The organism is Ensifer sp. Root142 (genome assembly GCF_001426785.1).
In the GTDB taxonomy this organism is placed as follows: Bacteria; Pseudomonadota; Alphaproteobacteria; order Rhizobiales; family Rhizobiaceae; genus Ensifer; species Ensifer canadensis.
This window is the reverse complement of record NZ_LMFK01000001.1, coordinates 27,931-48,156: the sequence shown is the minus strand read 5'-3', so window position 1 is coordinate 48,156 and position 20,226 is coordinate 27,931. Positions and strand designations below refer to the sequence as shown.

General features: G+C 63.4%; 18 protein-coding genes and 1 pseudogene. 15 read left to right on the top strand and 4 right to left on the bottom strand.

Annotated features, from left to right (window positions below; genetic code table 11):
- The first annotated feature begins 3 nt into the window (after positions 1–3).
- The 5 genes from ASD52_RS00225 (at position 4) to ASD52_RS00205 (ending at position 6,300) form a co-directional block, all read left to right on the top strand.
- A complete protein-coding gene (locus ASD52_RS00225; RefSeq protein WP_025427813.1) occupies positions 4–786 on the top strand; it encodes a carnitinyl-CoA dehydratase in 783 nt (260 codons plus the stop codon).
- Positions 787–1,126: 340 nt separating this feature from the next.
- The gene (locus ASD52_RS00220) at positions 1,127–2,716 is read left to right on the top strand and encodes an ABC transporter substrate-binding protein (protein WP_025427814.1); all 1,590 of its coding nucleotides are present in this window, start codon (positions 1,127–1,129) and stop codon (positions 2,714–2,716) included.
- Positions 2,716–3,831: an ABC transporter permease gene (locus ASD52_RS00215; protein ID WP_025427815.1), complete on the top strand. Its 1,116-nt coding sequence runs from the start codon at positions 2,716–2,718 to the stop codon at positions 3,829–3,831. Before ASD52_RS00220 ends, ASD52_RS00215 begins: the two co-directional genes overlap by 1 nt.
- Positions 3,828–4,655: an ABC transporter permease gene (locus ASD52_RS00210; protein ID WP_025427816.1), complete on the top strand. Its 828-nt coding sequence runs from the start codon at positions 3,828–3,830 to the stop codon at positions 4,653–4,655. Before ASD52_RS00215 ends, ASD52_RS00210 begins: the two co-directional genes overlap by 4 nt.
- On the top strand, positions 4,648–6,300 hold the full coding sequence (locus ASD52_RS00205) for an ABC transporter ATP-binding protein (protein ID WP_025427817.1): 1,653 nt from the start codon (positions 4,648–4,650) through the stop codon (positions 6,298–6,300). Before ASD52_RS00210 ends, ASD52_RS00205 begins: the two co-directional genes overlap by 8 nt.
- An 81-nt stretch (positions 6,301–6,381) precedes the next feature.
- Here the strand turns inward: ASD52_RS00205 and ASD52_RS00200 are convergent, their stop codons facing one another.
- Positions 6,382–6,723 carry a PAAR domain-containing protein gene (locus tag ASD52_RS00200; RefSeq protein WP_057211096.1) on the bottom strand — a complete coding sequence of 114 codons (342 nt, stop codon included), beginning with the start codon at positions 6,721–6,723 and terminating at the stop codon, positions 6,382–6,384.
- Positions 6,724–6,896: 173 nt separating this feature from the next.
- Entirely contained in the window at positions 6,897–7,691 is a 795-nt protein-coding gene (locus ASD52_RS00195; protein ID WP_057211094.1) for a helix-turn-helix transcriptional regulator, read from the bottom strand.
- A 128-nt stretch (positions 7,692–7,819) separates the two neighbouring features.
- Here ASD52_RS00195 and ASD52_RS00190 point away from each other — a divergent pair, with 128 nt between their 5' ends.
- The 7 genes and pseudogenes from ASD52_RS00190 (at position 7,820) to ASD52_RS00160 (ending at position 15,384) form a co-directional block, all read left to right on the top strand.
- Positions 7,820–9,409, top strand: a complete 1,590-nt coding sequence (locus ASD52_RS00190) for an ABC transporter substrate-binding protein (protein WP_025427820.1) — start codon at positions 7,820–7,822, stop codon at positions 9,407–9,409.
- A 122-nt stretch (positions 9,410–9,531) separates the two neighbouring features.
- A complete protein-coding gene (locus ASD52_RS00185; protein WP_057211091.1) occupies positions 9,532–11,526 on the top strand; it encodes a CocE/NonD family hydrolase in 1,995 nt (664 codons plus the stop codon).
- A gap of 66 nt (positions 11,527–11,592) precedes the next feature.
- Positions 11,593–12,087, top strand: coding sequence for an HPP family protein (locus tag ASD52_RS00180; RefSeq protein ID WP_057211088.1), 495 nt, complete (start codon positions 11,593–11,595; stop codon positions 12,085–12,087).
- Positions 12,084–12,651, top strand: a pseudogene (locus ASD52_RS00175) (TetR/AcrR family transcriptional regulator). The gene ASD52_RS00180 and the pseudogene ASD52_RS00175 overlap by 4 nt, the downstream one beginning before the upstream one ends.
- A gap of 139 nt (positions 12,652–12,790) precedes the next feature.
- Positions 12,791–13,252: an SRPBCC domain-containing protein gene (locus ASD52_RS00170; protein ID WP_025427823.1), complete on the top strand. Its 462-nt coding sequence runs from the start codon at positions 12,791–12,793 to the stop codon at positions 13,250–13,252.
- The gene (locus ASD52_RS00165; RefSeq protein ID WP_234907748.1) at positions 13,245–14,840 is read left to right on the top strand and encodes an MFS transporter; all 1,596 of its coding nucleotides are present in this window, start codon (positions 13,245–13,247) and stop codon (positions 14,838–14,840) included. The genes ASD52_RS00170 and ASD52_RS00165 overlap by 8 nt, the downstream gene beginning before the upstream one ends.
- Before the next feature lie 124 nt (positions 14,841–14,964).
- The gene (locus tag ASD52_RS00160; protein ID WP_025427825.1) at positions 14,965–15,384 is read left to right on the top strand and encodes a GFA family protein; all 420 of its coding nucleotides are present in this window, start codon (positions 14,965–14,967) and stop codon (positions 15,382–15,384) included.
- 12 nt (positions 15,385–15,396) lie between these two features.
- Here the strand turns inward: ASD52_RS00160 and ASD52_RS00155 are convergent, their stop codons facing one another.
- Positions 15,397–15,798, bottom strand: a complete 402-nt coding sequence (locus ASD52_RS00155) for an ACT domain-containing protein (RefSeq protein WP_025427826.1) — start codon at positions 15,796–15,798, stop codon at positions 15,397–15,399.
- A 232-nt stretch (positions 15,799–16,030) separates the two neighbouring features.
- On the opposite strand from ASD52_RS00155, the gene msrA reads away from it, so the two are divergent.
- Positions 16,031–16,708 carry a peptide-methionine (S)-S-oxide reductase MsrA gene (msrA, locus tag ASD52_RS00150; RefSeq protein ID WP_038577286.1) on the top strand — a complete coding sequence of 226 codons (678 nt, stop codon included), beginning with the start codon at positions 16,031–16,033 and terminating at the stop codon, positions 16,706–16,708.
- Between the two features lie 43 nt (positions 16,709–16,751).
- On the opposite strand, the gene ASD52_RS00145 is transcribed toward msrA, so the two are convergent.
- Entirely contained in the window at positions 16,752–17,675 is a 924-nt protein-coding gene (locus tag ASD52_RS00145; protein ID WP_025427828.1) for an alpha/beta hydrolase, read from the bottom strand.
- Positions 17,676–17,835: 160 nt separating this feature from the next.
- On the opposite strand from ASD52_RS00145, the gene ASD52_RS00140 reads away from it, so the two are divergent.
- Positions 17,836–18,744: a LysR family transcriptional regulator gene (locus tag ASD52_RS00140; protein WP_025427829.1), complete on the top strand. Its 909-nt coding sequence runs from the start codon at positions 17,836–17,838 to the stop codon at positions 18,742–18,744.
- 205 nt (positions 18,745–18,949) lie between these two features.
- Positions 18,950–20,110, top strand: coding sequence for an ABC transporter substrate-binding protein (locus ASD52_RS00135; protein WP_025427830.1), 1,161 nt, complete (start codon positions 18,950–18,952; stop codon positions 20,108–20,110).
- Positions 20,111–20,226 lie beyond the last annotated feature (116 nt).

The window sequence follows — 20,226 nt, the reverse complement described above, 5'->3', positions numbered from 1 at the left end:
GCCATGACCGGACCGATCCTTACCCGCCGCGAAGGCGGCATTCTCGAAGTCACGATCGACCGGCCGAAGGCGAACGCCATCGACCTGAAGACCAGCCGGGTGATGGGCGAGATCTTCCGCGACTTTCGCGACGACGACACGCTGCGCGTCGCCATCATCACCGGGGCCGGCGAAAAATTCTTCTGTCCGGGATGGGACCTGAAGGCGGCGGCGGCCGGCGATGCTGTCGATGGCGACTACGGCATCGGCGGCTTCGGCGGCATGCAGGAACTGCGCGATCTCAACAAGCCTGTGATATCAGCCGTCAACGGCATCTGCTGCGGTGGCGGCCTCGAAATCGCGCTTTCCACCGATCTGATCCTCGCAGCCGAGCACGCCACCTTCGCGCTGCCGGAAATCCGCTCCGGCACCGTCGCCGACGCCGCCTCGATCAAGCTGCCGAAGCGCATCCCCTATCACATCGCCATGGACATGCTCCTGACCGGCCGCTGGCTCGATGTCGTCGAAGCCAACCGCTGGGGCTTCGTCAACGAGATCCTGCCCGCCGACAAGCTGATGGCGCGCGCCTGGGAGCTCGCCCGCCTGCTCGAGAGCGGCCCGCCGCTCGTCTATGCCGCCATCAAGGAAGTGGTGCGCGCAGCCGAGGGCGAGACCTTCCAGGCGACGATGAACAAGATCACCCGCCGGCAGTTCAAGACTGTCGACATTCTTTATTCGAGCGAGGACCAGCTGGAGGGCGCAAAGGCGTTTGCCGAGAAGCGCGACCCGGTCTGGAAGGGGCGCTGACAGACGCTGCCACGGGCGGCGCAGGACTGACGACGGGCCGGTGAACCGGCAAAGCGACGTCACGGAACGTGTGGGGTCTCCCGCGCGCCGCCGAAGGCCTATCCATAAATGTAGCTTATGGAAATGAATTATAATTTAGGACGTTACAAGGTGCAATCGAGCGATTAGGCTTATCGATCTGAAGCCAAGAGCGTCCGCCCGAGAAAGGAGAAACGAGGCAAGCGAAGACAAAAAATGGGCCCAAACGGCCGATCCGAAAGCCATCCGCAAGGTGGCGGTACGCAGCAATCTCTACCAACCACAACGAACGGCGAATGCCGACACAGAAGGGAACAGGGGAATGAGCGATTACAAGGATTACCTCACACGACAGGTCATGCTCGGCAGGATGAACCGGCGTGAATTTCTCGGACGCGCGGCTGCAGCCGGCATCCTCGCATCGACGGCAGGAACACTGTTTGCCACCAGCGCCGCGGCCCAGGAGCCGAAGCGCGGCGGCCATCTGAAACTCGGCCTCGAAGGCGCTGCCGCGACCGACTCGAAAGATCCGGCCAAGGCACTCTCGCAGTTCATGTTCGTCGTCGGCCGCAACTGGGGCGACATGCTGGTCGAAAGCCATCCGACCACCGGCGCACCCGTGCCGGCGCTCGCCGAATCCTGGGAGCCATCTGCCGATGCCTCGACCTGGACCTTCGCCATCCGCAAGGGCGTGAAGTTCCACGACGGCAAGGAACTGACCATCGACGACGTCATCAAGACGCTGCAGCGCCACACCGACGAGAAGTCGGAGTCCGGCGCGCTCGGCGTGATGAAATCGATCGAGGAGATCAAGGCCGACGGCGACAAGCTGGTGCTGAAGCTGACGGAGGGCAATGCCGATCTGCCGCTGCTTCTGTCCGACTATCACCTGATCATCCAGCCGAATGGTGGCATCGACGCTCCCGACGCCATGATCGGCACCGGACCCTTCAAGGTGGCGAGCTTCGAGGCCGGCGTTCGCGCCACCTTCGAGCGAAACACCGACGACTGGCGGACGGATCGCGGCTTTGTCGATTCGGTCGAGCTGATTGCAATCAACGATGCCACCGCTCGCATCGCGGCCCTTTCCTCCGGTCAGGTCCACTTCATCAACCGCGTCGATCCGAAGACCGTCAATCTCCTGAAGAAGGCGCCGACCGTCGAGATCCTGAACACGTCCGGCCGCGGCCACTACGTCTTCATCATGCACTGCAACACTGCGCCGTTCGACAATATCGACCTGCGCATGGCGCTGAAATATGCGATGGACCGCGAGACCATGGTCGAGCGCATCCTCGGCGGTTACGGCAAGGTCGGCAACGACTTCCCGATCAACGACACCTACGCCCTCTTCCCCGAAGGCATCGAGCAGCGCGCCTATGACCCCGACAAGGCGGCCTTCCATTACAAGAAGTCCGGCCACAGTGGCTCGGTGCTGCTGCGCACCTCCGACGTCGCCTTCCCAGGCGCCGTCGATGCGGCCGTGCTCTACCAGGAAAGCGCGAAGAAGGCAGGCATCGAGATCGAGGTCAAGCGCGAACCGGGCGACGGCTACTGGACGAACGTCTGGAACGTCCAGCCGTTCTCCACATCCTACTGGGGCGGGCGCCCGACCCAGGACCAGATGTATTCGACAGCCTATCTGTCCACCGCCGACTGGAACGACACGCGCTTCCTGCGCCCCGACTTCGACAAGATCCTGCTCGAGGCACGCTCCGAACTGGACGAGACCAAGCGCAAGGACATGTATCGCACCATGGCGATGATGGTGCGCGACGAAGGCGGCCTGATCCTGCCGATGTTCAACGACTTCGTGAACGCCTCCACCAAGCAGGTGAAAGGCTACGTCCACGATATCGGCAACGACATGTCGAATGGCTACGTCGCGACCCGCGTCTGGCTCGACGCCTGATGATGGAAAGCGGACCGATGACTGGTCCGGTTCCGACGGATGGGACCGCGGATGGAGCACATCCGCGGTCTGCCGATCTTTCCGGTGTACCAGCAAAACCCAACCCCGCCGACGCCCAGGGCGAACTCGGTGGCACCTTCAGGCGGCGCTTTATCTTTCGCCGTCCTCTCGCGGCGCTGATCCTTCAGCGCCTCGGCCTGAGCGTCGGCCTGCTCTTTGCCGTGTCGCTGATGATCTTCGGCGGCATCGAGGCGCTTCCCGGCGACTTCGCCACCACCTATCTCGGCCAGTCGGCAACGCCGCAGGCGGTGGAAAACATCCGCAAGGACCTCGGCCTCGACAAGCCCTGGAGCGAGCGTTACCTCTCCTGGCTCGGCGGCGCCGTGCAAGGCGACTTCGGCACCTCCTGGGCCAGCAAGAACTCGGTCGGGGAACAGATCGGCAAGCGTCTCGGCAATTCGCTGTTCCTCGCTTTCTTCGCCGCGCTCGTCTCCGTGCCGCTTGCCGTCGGCTTGGGCATGCTGGCGGTGCAGTTCCGCAACCGGCTGCCGGACAAGATCATCAACGTCGTCTCACTGGCGGCCATCTCGCTGCCCGAGTTCTTCGTCGGCTATCTCCTGATCATGTTCTTCGCCGTCAAATTCGGCGTCGCCACCTTCCCGGCGACGGTCTATGACAGCATGACCTTCAGCGAGCGGCTTTCGGCGATCGCGCTTCCGGTCGCAACCCTCGTGCTCGTCGTTCTCGCCCACATGATGCGCATGACCCGAGCGGCGATCCTCAACGTCATGTCGTCGGCCTATGTCGAGACGGCCGAACTCAAAGGGCTTGGCATGTTCCGCATCATCGCCCGCCACGCCGCTCCCAATGCCGTGGCACCTGTTATCAACGTCATCGCGCTCAACCTTGCCTATCTCGTCGTCGGCGTCGTCGTGGTCGAGGTGGTGTTCGTCTATCCCGGCATGGGGCAATACATGGTGGATGCCGTGACCGTGCGCGACATGCCGGTCGTGCAGGCCTGCGGCCTGATCTTCGCGGCTTTCTACATCTTCCTCAACATGGCGGCCGACATTATCGCCATTCTCGCCAACCCGAGACTGAGGCATCCGCGATGAACCTGAGATCCATCCCCCTTAGCGCCTGGATCGGCATCGCCGGCATCGCCATTGCGATCTTCTGCGCCCTGTTCGCCCCTGTCATCGCCCCCTTCGGCGAACGCGAGGTCGTCGGCGACGTCTGGCTTCCTTCCGGTGGCGACTTCCTGCTCGGCACCGACAATCTCGGGCGCGACCTGCTGTCGCGCCTGATCTACGGCGCCCGCACCACCATCTTCGTGGCGCTGGCGGCAACCGTGCTGTCCTTCTCGCTCGGCATGATCCTCTCCTTCACCGCCGCGGTCATGGGCGGGTTCGTCGACCAGTTCTTCTCCCGCTTCAACGATCTGATGATGGCGATCCCGACGCTGATCTTCGCCCTCGTCGTGCTGGCGGTGCTGCCGCAGCATCTGTGGATCCTGATCCTGGTCATGGCCGTGCTCGATTCCACCCGCGTGTTCCGCATCGGCCGCGCGGTCGCGCTCGATGTCGCGGTCATGGAGTTCGTCGAGGCGGCCAGACTAAGAGGCGAAGGCAGCGTCTGGATCATCTTCCGCGAGATCCTGCCCAACACGTTGTCGCCGCTGCTTGCCGAGTTCGGCCTGCGCTTTGCCTTTTCCATCCTGTTTCTTTCCACCCTCTCCTTCCTCGGCCTCGGCATCCAGCCGCCGGCCGCCGACTGGGGCGGCATGGTCAAGGACAACAAGGATGGCATCATCTTCGGCATATCAGCTGCCCTGATCCCGGGTGCTGCGATCGCGACACTGGCGATCTGCGTCAACCTCGTGGTCGACTGGCTGATGAAGAGAACCTCCAGCCTGAAAGGAGGGCGTGGCGATGCCTGAGGCTTCACCTGACAAGAACACGCTTCTTTCCGTCAAGAACCTGAAGATCGAAGCGACCAGCTATCCCCCGGGCGAGCCACCGAAAACCGTGACCCTGGTCGAAGGCGTTTCCTTCGACCTCCAGAAGGGCAAGGTGCTTGGCCTGATCGGCGAATCCGGGGCCGGCAAGTCGACCATTGGCCTGTCGGCGCTCGCCTATGGCCGCGGTGGCGTGCGCATCACCGGGGGCCAGGTGCTGCTCGACGGCAAGGATATCCTGCCGCTCGACAAGAACGGCATCCGCTCGATCCGCGGCGCCCGCGTCTGCTACGTCGCACAGTCGGCGGCCGCCGCCTTCAACCCGGCGCACCGGCTCGGTGATCAGGTGATCGAGGCATCGCTTCGCCACGGCATCATGAACCGCGAGGAAGCAAAAAAGCGTGCGCTCTACCTGTTCCAGGTGCTCGGCTTGCCGAATCCGGAAAGCTTCGGCGAGCGTTATCCTCACCAGGTTTCCGGCGGTCAGTTGCAGCGGGCGATGACCGCTATGGCGCTCTGCCCCAACCCGGAGCTGATCGTCTTCGACGAGCCGACGACGGCGCTCGACGTGACGACCCAGATCGACGTGCTCGCCGCGATCAAGCACGCGATCGAGGAAACGCACACCGCAGCCCTCTACATCACCCATGACCTTGCCGTTGTCGCCCAGATCTCCGACGACATCATGGTGCTGCGCCACGGCAAGACGGTGGAGTACGGCACCACCAAACAGGTGATCGAGGCTCCGGCCGAAGACTATACCCGGGCACTGGTCAGCGTACGCCAGACCAAGCGCGAAGAAGCGCCGGACCAGACCGGCACGCAATTGAAGATCGAGCATATCAGCGCTGGCTATGCCAACGGCTTCAAGGTGCTGCACGACGTTTCCATGCATCTGCCCAAGGGCCAGACGTTGGCGATCGTTGGCGAAAGCGGTTCCGGCAAGTCGACGCTGGCGCGCGTCATCACCGGCCTCTTGCCGCCGACCGAAGGGCGCATCACCTTCGAAGGCAAGGAACTGCCGCGCGCCTTGAAGGGCCGCAGCAACGACGAACTGCGCCGCATCCAGATGATCTACCAGATGGCCGATACGGCGATGAACCCGCGCCAAACGGTGCGCGACATCGTCGGCCGACCGCTGTCCTTCTACTTCGGCATGCATGGCGCCAAGAAGACGGCGCGGGTCAAGGAACTGCTCGACCAGATCGAGATGGGAACGAAGTTCCTCGATCGCTATCCGGCCGAGCTTTCCGGCGGCCAGAAGCAGCGCGTCGCCATTGCCCGGGCGCTCGCCGCGGAGCCGGAACTCATCCTCTGCGACGAGCCAACCTCGGCCCTCGACCCGCTGGTGGCCGAAGGCATCCTGAATCTGCTTTTGAAGCTTCAGGAGGAAACCGCTGTTTCCTATGTCTTTATCACCCACGACATCGCCATCGTCCGGGCGATTGCCGACAGCGTCGCGGTGATGCATCGCGGCCGGCTGGTGCGTTTCGGCCCGAAGTCCAAGGTGCTGGCACCGCCCTTCGACGACTATACCGACCTGTTGCTAAAGTCCGTTCCCGAGATGGAAATCGGCTGGCTGGAGCGGGTGCTGACGACCCGCCGCATGGAAAGTGCGGGCAACTGAGGGCCAGCGCCGAAAGTGCCTACGTAGTCCCCTCTCCCCGCCTGCGGGGAGAGGGCTAGGTTGGTCAAGACGATCCAGCCGTCACTTCACCTTGCAATCGACATCGCCCAATCGTTGCGCCGCTTCGCCCTCAAAGGTCACCGACGGCTCCGCCTTGGCGGTGCAGTCGCCGGTGGCGCCACTGCCTGACCGGAAATGCACGACCGGCTGCCCTTCGATCATGATGCTCGGCACCACCTCGTAAAGCTCCGGCGGACAGTTGGCGACGTCGGAGAGCCGAAGCGCCGGCTGGCCGCCGATCATGACGCTGGTGGAGCCGGAAAGCGCGCAAGCCGGGATGGGCGGGCGCGCATCTTCGGCGGCAGACGGCATGGCCGAGACCGCGAGCAGAAGTCCAGACATGGCGATATCTGCAGATTTCATCAGCTTCTCCTTCGACGGTGCAGACGCGGAATGCAACGCAATCTAGAGCATGTCGCGCAAAAGTGCGCAGCGGTTTTGCGATAACGACATGCGTAGAAACAAGAACTTAAAGCGCAGCGAGCAAACCTGGAGATCGCGATGCGCTTTAAGTCGGCAACGCCGCGCACGCTATCTCAATAATCGGTCGGCACCGTCAGCACGTCGGCATCAGGCGTTTCGAGAAAGGCCCTGACCGTCGAGGGCATCTGCCGCGAGCCTGTGGCCAGCACGCCGCAGCGCGACAGCATCTGCCGGATATCCGGCTCCTGGCCGAGGGTGCGCCAGATCATCCGCGAGGCATAGGGCAGGTTTTCCTTGCGCCAGGAAACGCCCATGGTCGTGCCGCGCAGATAGACGCGCTGATGCACTTCGAACGGCATCAGGATCGTCTGCGACAGCATCGGCTGGCGCCCGACGCTGCGCTCGGCGATGAAGATGCGATTGCGCCAGAAGGTGACGAGGCCGACATATTTCGAAAACTGCTGGATTTCGTTGGCGGCATCGCGGATGCGCTCAATCGACTTCACCCGGATCGATCCGCTCTCCTCGTGAATGCGGGCGCAGGAACAGACGACGCGGCCGGGCCACGACGGCGAGAGATGGTAGGTCTGGTAATAGCCGATATGGCGGCGAAGCCCGGCCAGATCACCGGGAAATCCTTCAAGCAGCAGCCCGGCTTGCGAGCGGTCGCGATCGGGCCTGACCATGCGGGCTTCGAACAGTTTCGACGACAGGGAAAAGTCCTGCGCCTGCAGCCCGAAGAAGCTGGCGATGCGCGCGACATTATGCGCCGACGGCCGCGCCTCGCCACTGATGTAGCGGTTGAACTGCTGACGGTTGATGCCGATCTCGCGACAGATCTGCGAGATCGAGCGCCGCGTCGCGCAGGCGAAACGAAGATTGGCGGCAAAGTTGTCGGCGTCGTGCACGAGCGGCTCCCAGCGATCCGGAACAGATAGCGTAAAGTCGCGTAAATCAGCGTCAAGTCGCGAAATTGTGCAACCCGCCGCAGCCGTTAGGTTTTCCCTTGAAACAACACTTCAGAGGGAACCTGCATATGAGCGAATTCACCAAGCGTCCCGACGGCCTCATCGTGCCGACAGGCATCAACCGCCGCGGCTTCCTGGCGGGCACCGCGGCCCTCGGTCTGGCGGCAGGCTTGGGCGGCACGATGGTTGCGGGCGATGCACGCGCCGAGGAGCCCAAGCGCGGCGGTCACCTGAAACTGGGCCTGAAGGGCGGCGCCACCACCGATACGCTCGATCCCGCCGGCTATAGCGGCTCGGTGTCCTTCGTCATCGGCCACCTCTGGGGCGACACCCTGGTCGAATCCGATCCGAAGACCGGCGCGCCGCTGCCGGCACTGGCCGAATCCTGGGAGCCCTCGGCGGATGCGTCGCAATGGACCTTCAAGATCCGCAGCGACGTCAGCTTCCACGACGGCAGCAAGATGACCATCGCCGATGTCATCGCCACGCTGAAGCGGCATTCGGACGAAGGCTCGAAATCAGGTGCGCTCGGCTTGATGCGCTCGATCAAGAACATCGAGGAAAAGGCCGGCGCGCTGGTGCTGACACTGACCGAAGGCAATGCCGACCTGCCGCTGCTTCTGACCGACTATCACCTGATCATCCAGCCACGCGGCGGCGTCGACAATCCCGCCTCGCCCATCGGCACCGGCCCCTACAAGCTTGCAAGCTATGAAGCCGGCCTGCGCTCGACCTTCGAGAAGAACGCCAATGACTGGCGCCAGGACCGCGGCTTCGTCGACAGCGTCGAAATCATCGTGATGAACGACACGACCGCGCGCATCGCCGCGCTTTCCTCCGGCCAGGTGCATTTCATCAACAACATCGACCCGAAGACGGTGCCGCTCCTGAAGCGTGCGCCGCGCGTCGAGATTCTCCGGACCGCCGGCAAGGGCTTCTACAGCTTCCTGATGCATTGCGACACGGCGCCCTTCGACAACAACGACCTGAGGCTCGCACTCAAATATGCGGTCGACCGACAGGCGATTCTCGACCGCGTTGTCGGTGGTTTCGGCACGCTCGGCAACGACTATCCGGTCAACGAGAACTATGCGCTGGCGCCCGAGGGCATCGAGCAGCGCGCCTATGACCCCGACAAGGCCGCCTTCCACTTCAAGAAATCGGGCCACGACCGGCCGATCCTTCTGCGCACCTCGGATGCCGCCTTCCCCGGCGCCATCGACGCCGCGGTTCTGTTCCAGGAAAGCGCCAAGAAGGCCGGTATCGAGCTCGAAGTGCGCCGCGAGCCGGAGGATGGCTACTGGACCAATGTCTGGAACGTCCAGCCGTTCTGCGCCTCCTACTGGGGCGGCCGGCCGACGCAGGATTCACGCTACTCCACCTCCTATCTCTCCAGCGCCGAGTGGAACGACACGCGCTTCAAGCGCGAGGACTTCGACAAGCTCCTGCTTCAGGCCCGCTCGGAGCTCGACGATGCCAAGCGCAAGGAGATGTACCGTACGATGGCGATGACGGTGCGCGACGAGGGCGGCCTGATCCTGCCGGTGTTCAACGACTACGTGAACGCCGCTTCCGCATCGCTGAAGGGTTTCGTCCACGACATCGGCAACGACCTTTCGAACGGCTATGTTGCCAGCCGCGTCTGGTTCGACAGCTAAGAACACGGTTTCGCGTACGGAAGTGCGTAAAAACAATGCGTTAGAGCATTTCCAGCAGAAGTGTTTAGCGGTTTTGCGTCTGGAAACGCGTAAGAACAATGAGAGTGAGCGGAACAACCGATATGTCAGAGCGTGAATTCACCCTGATCGAGAACGAGTGGATCCGATTGAAGGACGGCACGCGGCTTGCCGCCCGCATCTGGATGCCGGATGGCGCCGACGCTGAGCCGGTGCCGGCCGTGCTCGAATACCTGCCCTACCGCAAGCGCGGCGGCACGAGTCTCCGCGATGAATCGACCTATCCGGTCTTTGCCGCCGCCGGCATTGCCGGCGTGCGCGTCGACATTCGCGGCTCGGGCGAATCCGATGGCGTCATCGATGGCGAATATACGCCGCGCGAGCTTTCCGACGGCTGCGAGATCATCGAATGGATCGCCGCCCAGCCGTGGTCGAATGGCAAGGTCGGGATGATGGGCATCTCCTGGGGCGGCTTCAACTGCCTGCAGGTGGCAGCCCTCAAGCCGCCGGCGCTGAAGGCGGTGATCTCGATCGCCTCGACCGTCGACCGCTACAACGACGACATCCATTACAAGAATGGGTGCCATCTCTCCGCCCAGCTTTCCTGGGCGGCGACCATGCTTGCCTATCAATCGCGCGCGCCCGACCCTGCGATCGTCGGCGACCGCTGGAAGGAGATGTGGCTGGAGCGCCTGGAGAACGAACCCTACTTCATGGAGGAATGGCTCGAGCATCAGCGCCGCGACGCCTTCTGGCAGCACGGCTCGATCTCGGAGGATTTCGGCGGCTTCGACACTCCCGCGCTCGTCATCGCCGGTTGGGCCGACGGTTATCGCAACACGCCGCTGAAAGCCGTCGAGGGCCTCGGCGCAAAGGCCAAGGCGCTGATCGGCCCCTGGGTGCACAAATATCCGCATTTCGCCTGGCCAAAGCCCCGCGCCGATTTTCACGGCGAGGCGATCCGCTGGTGGAACCGTTGGCTGCGCGACGAAAAGAACGGCGCCGAAGGCGGACCGCAGGTGCGCGCCTATATCCTCGACGGCCCGCGCCCGGCCGTCCGGCGCGACAACGACCCTGGCCGCTGGGTCGCCAAGGACGTCTGGCAAAAGCCGGAGATGCAGGTTCTCGGCATCACGCTCGACGGCAGGCTTTCCACCGACGCCAAAGATATGGGCACCGGCGAGGTCTATCTGAAATCACCGCTCGATACCGGCACGGCTTCCGGCGAATATTTCACCCTGAAACCCGATGCCGAAATGGCCGGTGACCAGCGCATCGACGATGCCGGAGCGCTGACCTTCGAAACGCGGCCGCTGCTGGAGGCTGAAGACTATCTCGGCCAGCCAAGCCTCTCGGTCGATGTCACCTGCCCGGCCGACACGGCCAACCTTGTCGCCCGCATCGTCGACGTGCACCCGGATGGTACCGCCACCCGCATCGCCTTCGGCGTGCTCAATCTGGCGCATCGCGACGGCAATGCCGAACCGCGGGCAATGGAAAAGGGTCGCCGCACGCGGATCACACTGGTGCTCGACGCCTGCGGCTATCGCGTGCGCGCCGGCCACCGCATCCGGCTGTCGCTGTCGACGTCCTACTGGCCGATGATTTTGCCGCCGCCTGATGATCCCGGCCTCACCATCGACACAGCGAGCCTGACGCTTGCCCTTCCGCTGCTCGGCCAGCACAACGAGGTCGTCGTGCCGGAGCCGGAAAATCCGGATCCGCTGCCGAAATACATCGAGCGGACGGCCGGCAGCACCAGCCGCACCGTCGAACGCGACATGACCAACGGCGTCACCCACTATCGCATCTACGAGGATGGGGGCTTGAGCGAGCATCCGGATACCGGGCTCGCGACGCAGGACATCCGCGACGAGACCTGGTCCATCGCTCCCGACAATCCGCATTCGATGATCGGCACCTCGACCTGGACCTGCATTTCCAAACGCGAGGGCTGGTCGGTGCGCACGGTCTCGACCTCGGTTCTCACCTGCGATGCCGACGACTGGATCACCGAAGCCAAGATCGTCGCCTATGAAAACGACGCGCCCATCTTCGAGAAGAGCTTTGCCAAGCGGGTCGCACGCGACCTGATGTAACACCGTCTTGGCTCCAAAAGCGTATGACTGCACCAATCGGTAAACATTTTACTGATAGTTACAGTCGTGCGCCATTTCTTCAATTGCCACCAACCTGCCGTCCATATCGGCCGCGGCCTCGTTGCCGGCATGGGTGGCCTCGTGGCCATCGCCGCCGTCGGCGCGCTCACCAATATCGTCGGCGAACCGCTTCTGATGGCGCCGTTTGGCGCCAGCTGCGTGCTGATCTTCTCGGTCGCCGGCAGCCCGCTCTCCCAGCCCGCCAATGTCGTCGGTGGACATTTCATCGCGACGCTGGTCGGCCTCGTCATGCGCGCAGTCTTCCCCAATGAGTGGTGGGCGGTCGGCCTTGCGGTCGGTGCTGCGATCGCGCTGATGGCAGCGCTGCGCATCACCCATCCGCCGGCGGGCGCCACTCCGCTCGTGGTCTTTGCCAGCGACCCCGGCCTCGACTTCCTGCTTTTCCCCGTTCTGACCGGCTCATTGGTGCTGGTTGCGGTTGGAACGCTGTTTCATCGTTTTGGCAAGGTCGAGTATCCGCTGCCGAGGAAACCCGCATGAGCCGCGTCGTCGCCGAGCGCCAGGACGTCATCGCCACGCTCGCGGAGGTCTTTCGCGAACACGGCTATGATGGCGCGAGCCTCAACCTGATCACCGAGAAGACCGGGCTCGGCAAGGGCAGCCTCTATCACTTCTTCCCTGGTGGGAAGGAGGAGATGGCCGAGGCGGTGCTTGGCGACATCGCCCTATGGTTCCAGACCAACATATTCGACCTGCTGCGCAACAGCGAAAGGCCGGCGGCTGCGATCGACGACATGTTTGCCTCCGTCGACAGCTACTTTCGCCGGGGACGCCGCCTCTGCCTGATGGGCGTCATTGCCCGCCAGCGGCGCCCATGATCGCTTCTCCGTCGAGCTCACCCGATACTTTGCCGATTGGCGGACTGCCCTCGCCGAGGCGCTCGGCCGCCAGGGTATCGCCGAGAACGAGCGGCAGGCGCTGGCCGAAGAAGTGATCGGCGGCATCCAGGGGGCACTCATTCTTGCCCGCAGCCTTGGTGACGCCGAAGCTTTCGGCCGCGTGCCCCTCCGCCTTAAGGGCCGATGCACCCTGTCGCATAACTGACAAAAATCAGATCTCAGGCCTCGGCCGCCTTGACAATTCCCCGCGCGCCCAGTTATTAACCATCAAGTTAAATAACTTTCAGGTTAAAGAACGGCCGCGCCAAGCGACAGCGCTGGCTGCGGGAGGAATTGTTATGGCAATGACCAGTGAAAACGCATCGCGCGAACACAGACTGAGCCTCGAAATCACCAGGATCTTCGATGCGCCGCGCAGCCTGGTGTTTAGGGTATGGTCAACGCCCGAGCATGCCTTGCGCTGGTGGGGACCGCGCGATTTCAGCCCGCACTCGCTGACGATGGATTTCCGCCCCGGCGGCGCCTGGCGCGCCTGCATCCGTTCGCCGGAAGGGCGCGACTATTGGATGGGCGGCGTCTATCGCGAGGTGATCGAGCCGGAGAAACTCATCTTCACCTTCGCCTGGGACGAAGAAGGCAAGCCGGGTGCCGACACGCTGATCACCGTTTCATTCGTCGATGTCGGCGGCAAGACCCGTCTGACCTTCCACCAGACCCCCTTCGACAGCGTCGACGAGCGCGACTCGCACCAGGAAGGCTGGGGCGAGTGCCTCGAAAGACTGGAGGAGTATCTTTCCGATGTCTGAGACAATGACCACCGCGGACAACACACCGGGCCCGAAGGCCACGCGGCGGGAGTGGATCGGCCTTGCCGTCCTCGCCTTGCCCTGCATGCTCTATTCGATGGACCTGACGGTCCTGAATCTCGCGGTGCCGCAACTGACCGAGCAGCTGAAGCCATCGGCCTCGCAGCTCCTGTGGATCGTCGATATCTACGGTTTCATGGTGGCGGGCTCTCTGATCACCATGGGCACGCTTGGCGACCGCATCGGCCGGCGCCGGCTCTTGATGATCGGCTCCATCGCCTTCGGCATCGCCTCGGTGCTGGCCGCCTTCGCCTGGAGCGCCGAAACGCTGATCCTCGCACGTGCTGTCCTCGGCGTCGCAGCAGCAACCTTGGCGCCCTCGACGCTGTCGCTGATCCGCAACATGTTCCTCGATGACAAGCAGCGCACGCTGGCGATCGGCATCTGGATCGCCAGCTTCTCCGCCGGCGGCGCCATCGGCCCTGTCGTCGGCGGGCTGATGCTGTCTCAGTTCTGGTGGGGTTCGGTGTTCCTGCTCGCGGTGCCTGTGATGATCCTGCTTCTGATCCTCGGTCCCATGCTGCTGCCGGAGTTCCGCGATCCGAATGCCGGCCGGCTCGATTTCATCAGTGCCGGACAGTCGCTGGTTGCCGTGCTGTCGGTAATCTATGGCATGAAGCGCATCGCCGAGGACGGTCTCGACGTCACCGCCGTGTTCTTCATCCTGCTCGGGCTGACCGTCGCCATCCTGTTTGCCCGGCGCCAGAGCCGGCTTGCCGATCCGTTGATCGACCTCGCCTTGTTCAGGACCCCGGCTTTCAGCGCCGCCCTCGGCGTTAATATTCTCGGCCTGTTCGTCGGCTTTGGCGCCTTCCTGTTCGTGGCGCAGTATCTGCAGCTCGTGCTCGGCCTGTCGCCCTTCGTCGCCGGTCTCTGGTCGGTGCCGACAGGGGTCGCCATGGTGCTCGGTTCGATCCTGGTTCCGTCGCTTGCCGCCCGCTATGCCGCCTCGAACCTGATTGCTGCCGGCTTCGTGCTGACCGCCATCGGCTTTGCGATCTGCACCCAGGTCGAAACGACGAGCAGTCCGCTGCTCGTCACGACGGGCCTCGTCGTTCTCTGCCTCGGCTTTGCGCCAGTGGGCACGCTGACGACGGACCTGATCGTCGGCTCCGCCCCGCCGGAGCGCGCCGGCGCTGCATCGGCGATCTCGGAGACGAGCTTCGAGTTCGGCGGTGCGCTCGGGATCGCCGTGCTCGGCAGCATGCTGACATCAGCCTATCGCACCCGCATGGACGCCGTGATCGTCACCGGCCTTCCGACTGAGACCGTGGAGGCCGCACGCCAGACGCTTGGCGGCGCCGTCGCCATCGCCGAGCAACTTCCGGGCGAGCAATCCGAACGGCTGCTCAATGCCGCCCGCGACGTGTTCACCAATTCGTTTGCCTTCACCGCATCGATCTGCGTGGCCCTGTCGCTGCTGACGGCACTGCTCGCCTTCCTGCTCTTGCGCAAGGCAACCGGTGACGGCGCCGACAGCGATCCGGCAATTGCCGACGAGGCGGAGGCCTCGGTCAAAGCCGGATAATAACCGGCGTCCGCACAACGGACGCCAACACATAAATCGCATCAACGTTCAACTCGCCAGCGTCGTTTCCCCGGTCGAAAGACCAGGGACAGCCGACGACTGTCCAAAGACAGGAGCCCGTCCGATGAAAAAGCGCTATCGCGGCAGCTGCCACTGCGGCACCGTTGAGTTCGAATGCCAGCTCGACCTTGCCGAAGGCATCCGCCGCTGCAATTGCAGTTTCTGCGCCAAGACGCGCATGCAGAAATCCTTCGCGCTGCGCGACGAGTTTGCCATCACCAGGGGCAAGGAGGCGTTGACGAGCTATCGGGCGGAGCCTTCGAACTGGCGGGAGGGCGACGTCGATCACTACTTCTGCAGCCGCTGCGGCATCCGGCCGTTTTCGCGCGGCTATCTCGAGGATTTCCTCGGCCATTTCTACGCCGTCAACGTCGCCTGCGTTGACGGCGTCAGCGACGAGGAACTCGGCACGGCACCGATCATCTACGAGAACGGTCGTCACGACGACTACGAAAACCCGCCGCGCGACATCCGCTTCATGTGATCGCCGAGGCGATCAGGCCGGGCTCAATGCCAGCAGCGCCTCGAGCGCACGCTCGGCATCGGCCTCCGGCACGAAGATGTGGTCATGATAATAGGCGGCCACGACGTTGGCACTGATGCCCTCCCGCGTCAGCGCCGTCGCCACCGCCGCCGTCAGCCCGACCGCCTCAAGCGCCGAATGCACATTGAGCGTGATGCGGCGAAGCAGCGGACCATAGGAAAGGCCGGCCGCATCGGCAGCATGACGCTCCAGGATCAGCGTCAGCCCCTCGTCCTCGCGATAGGTGGCAAGCGGCTCCACCGGCATGTAACGCTGCGCCTCGTCATGGGGCACGGTGCAATAGACATAGGTCTGCGGAAACAGAACCGGCGCCATCGTCGCCAGCAGCTTCGTCAAATCCGTTTCGCCAGCCATCACCCCTCCTCTAACCTTCCACAGTCCCCGCTATGCGGGATCAAGTCGCCAATGCAGTGGTAGCGGATCGTCACATTGCCGTGAAGCACGCTCTTGCGATTTGCATTCGGCCGGGTCCGCGAAAAACATGGGTTCACACGGCCGCCGCCCGAACGCGGCAGAGGAAGCAACCATGTCTTCGACACGCAACATTCTGCCGTTCGCTCCGGCTATCAACCACCATCTCTGGCTGATGGCTCCGGCACTTGCCATCTGCGCCGCCCTTTCGATTGCGCCCTCAGCCCGCGCCGCCGAACCGGCCGTATCCATTCCCCCGCCGTCGCTGGATGAGAAAGCGGCCAGCGGTCCGGAAACGGCGGTATTTGCCGGCGGTTGTTTCTGGGGCGTCCAGGGCGTCTTCCAGCATGTGAAGGGCGTGACCAACGCTGTCTCGGGCTATGCCGGCGGCAGCCGCGACACGGCGTCCTATGAGGCGGTCAGCAATGGCGACACCGGCCACGCGGAATCGGTGGAAGTGACCTACGATCCGAGCCAGGTCAGCTACGGCAAGCTGTTGCAGATCTTCTTCTCCGTCGGCCACAACCCGACGCAGCTGAACTATCAGGGGCCGGATCACGGCACGCAGTATCGTTCGGCTCTGTTCGTTGCCACGCCGGAGCAGAAGAAGATCGCCGAGGCCTACGTCGCCGAGCTCGGAAAATCAGGCGTCTTTCCGACCGAGATCGTCACCGAGATCGCGCCGCTGAAGGGCTTCTATGTCGCGGAGGGCTACCATCAGGATTTCCTGACGCGCAACCCGACCTATCCCTACATCGTCTACAACGACATGCCGAAGATCGAGAGCCTGCGCAAACTGTTCCCGCAGAGCTTCCGCCCCAATCCGGTGCTGGTGTTCAAGGCGAAGAGCTAGCGCGTTTCCGCCCGCAATTGCGCTCCGGTGAAAACTGGAGCGTTCAGCCGGTTCCGACAAGCACCGCAATACCTTCGGCCAAGCGCCGAAAGCCTTCGCGCGCACCCTCACTCATGTGCCGTGCCCGCAGCCAGGCGTGGATCATCTGCGGCTCTTCGCGAAAGGTGACGTTGACGCCGGCCGTCGCAAGCCGCGCGGCATAGAGGCGCGCGTCATCGCGCAAGGGGTCGAAATAGGCACCAGCGATATAGGTCGGCGGTAAGCCGGAAAGATCCTTCTCCGCCAGCGGCACCGCAAACGGGTCGTCGGCCGGCGCCTGCAAAATCTTTCGGTAGTAGCTGGTATCGGCAGTCGTCAGTCCCGGCGCATCGGACATTTCGAGATAGGAACCGGAAGCCAGGTCACCGCCGAGGCCAGGATAGATCAGCGCCTGCCCGACGATACCAGACACCCCGTCCGCCCGGGCCTTCAACACGATGCCTGCGGTCAGGTTCCCGCCGGCACTGTCGCCGACGACCACCACCGGTCGGCCATCGGCCACCAGGAAATTCAAGACCGCGTAGCAATCCTCGAAGGCGGCTGGCCAGACGTGGTCGGGCGCCAGCCGATAATCAACCGACACCAGTTCTGCCCTTGCGAAATCGGCAAGCTCGGCGCAGATGGCGTCATGGCTGTCGAGCGAGCCGACGACCCAACCGCCGCCGTGAATGTAGTAGATTCGGGTGTCGGTCGAAACGCTCGCCGGCCGATAGCGCCGGATCGGGATCCGGCCGTCGACAAGCTCGTCCTCGCGCGTCAGCCCCGCCGGCGACGGCGCGTCGAACTCTGCGCAGAGCGCATCGTACCATTTGCGCTGCTGTTCGATCGACGCATCGACCGCATCGGCGGGATAGAATTCTTCGCAGCGCCGGTGAAAGGCGAGGATGCCCTCCTCCGTCGGCATCGGTTTCGATACAGCCTGATCCAAAGTCCGCCTCCCTGATCTCTCCGGCGGAAGTCTAGCAGCAGGCCGCCGGTCTTCTATCCGGAAACCGACATAACCGGACAAATCCCGCCGCAGTTGCGTTGTCGGGGACGATCTCTTGGCAGCGCTTGCAAGCGCGCCTCCACAACGATTAACTGCACGGATGGCCTTCACCTTCAGACAGTTGCAGTATTTCGTCGCCGTCGCCGAGCAAGGCTCGATCACGCGGGCGGCGCAGAACCTCTCGATCTCGCAATCCTCGATCACCGAGGCGATCAAGGAGCTTGAAGGGGACCTCGGCGTCGAGCTGTTCGACCGGCATCCGCGCGGTCTTTCGATCACCCACAACGGCCATCAGTTCCTGCGGCATGCGACCAAGATCCTCTCCGATGTCTCCGACGCCCGGCGCAGTTTTTCCGACAGCCGCGAGGAAACCGGCGGCAAGCTCAATCTCGGCGTCACCTCGCTGGTTGCCGGTTACGTCCTCTCCGACCTGCTCGCTCGCTATCGCCGCGCCTGTCCCGGCGTCGATGTCAGTGCCATCGAGGACAACGGCTCATATCTCGAACACCTGCTGATCGGCGGCGAACTCGACGTTGCCGTCATGGTCATTTCCAACCTGCGCGACCGCATGGCGCTGCAGGCTGAGATTCTCGAAACCTCGCCCTATCGCCTCTGGCTGCCGATCGGCCATCCGCTTGTCAGCGCCGACATCATCTCGATCAGCGATATCGCCAAGGAGCCGCTGATCATGCTGACGGTGGATGAAATCGAGGAGAACACCGGCAAGCTGCTGTCGGCGCTCGGCGCCCGCCCGCATGTCGCCTTCCGCACCCGCTCGGTCGAAGCGGTGCGCAGCCTGGTGGCGACTGGCGCCGGCATCGCGCTCCTGCCCGATCTCGTCTACCGCCCCTGGTCGCTTGAAGGCGACCGCATCGAGAGCCGCGACGTCTCCGGCGCCCTGCCCGTCGTCCAGGTCGGCATGGTCTGGCGCAAGGGCTCCAGCCTGCCGCAATCGGCCCGCGATTTCGTCGGCATAGCCGAAGCGCTTCGCAGCGCCCGGCCGCGCTAAAAATCCCGGTGCGATCCAGAACCACGAGTAAAATCATGTAGCTACTCGGCATTTGCCGGGCACGTTGGAGCCTTGACACGGCCCTGATATCGGTAAAACCGATAGCGGCATTCTGATTAATGAATTTGCGAATGCGGAGAAATCAAGGCACGTTTCAATCTGGGAACGAAGCCGTAAAATGCGGCTCAAAATTGGGAGAATTCAGATGAAGCAGATCCTGAAATCCTGCACCGCGCTGACGTTGTCGCTCGGCCTCGTGGCGCCCGCCTTGGCGCAGGAGCCGCTGAAGGAACTGGGCAAGGGCGAAGGCGAACTGTCGATCGTCGCCTGGGCTGGCTACATCGAGCGCGGCGAGACCGACAAGAACTACGACTGGGTCACCGATTTCGAAAAGCAGACCGGCTGCAAGGTCAGCGTCAAGACGGCCGCGACCTCCGACGAAATGGTGGCGCTGATGAACGAAGGCGGCTTCGACCTCGTCACCGCCTCGGGCGACGCCTCGATGCGGCTCGTCGCCGGCAAGCGCGTCCAGCCGATCAACACCGATCTCATCCCCAGCTGGAAGACGATCGACGAGCGCATGCAGAACGCGCCCTGGCACACGGTCAACGGCGTTCACTACGGCACTCCCTATGTCTGGGGTCCGAACGTGCTGATGTACAACAAGGATGCCTTCAAGGGCGAAGCGCCGAAGAGCTGGAACGTCGTCTTCGAGGAAATGAACCTGCCCGACGGCAAGTCCAACAAGGGCCGTGTCCAGGCCTATGACGGCCCGATCCATGTCGCCGACGCCGCCAACTACCTGATCAAGCACAAGCCCGAGCTCGGCATCAAGGATCCCTACGAACTCAACGAAGACCAGTACAAGGCAGCGCTCGATCTGCTGCGCACCCAGCGCACGCTCGTCGGCCGCTACTGGCACGATGCGATGATCCAGATCGACGACTTCAAGAACGAAGGCGTCGTCGCCTCCGGCTCCTGGCCGTTCCAGGTCAACCTGATGGAAGCCGAAAAGCTGCCGATCGCCTCAACCATCCCGGAAGAAGGGGTCACCGGATGGGCTGACACCACCATGCTGCACGCCGAAAGCGCCCATCCGAACTGCGCCTATATGTGGATGGAGCATTCGCTGTCGCCAAAGGTCCAGGGCGACGTCTCTGCCTGGTTCGGCGCCAACCCGTCCGTCGGCGCAGCCTGCAAGGGCAATGACCTTCTGACCGACGCCGGCTGCAAGACCAACGGCTACGAGGACTTCGACAAGGTCAAGTTCTGGAAGACGCCGGTGACGAAATGCGCAAGCCAGGGCGAATGTGTGCCTTACCACCGCTGGGTCTCCGACTACATCGGCGTTATCGGCGGTCGCTGAGCCGCCACGACCATATCGCAAGCATCGCCCCTCACCCTGACCCTCTCCCCGCACGCGGGGAGAGGGAACGCCCCCGGCAAACCCGCCGGGTGAGCTTTGGGCGAGACGCCAACCGC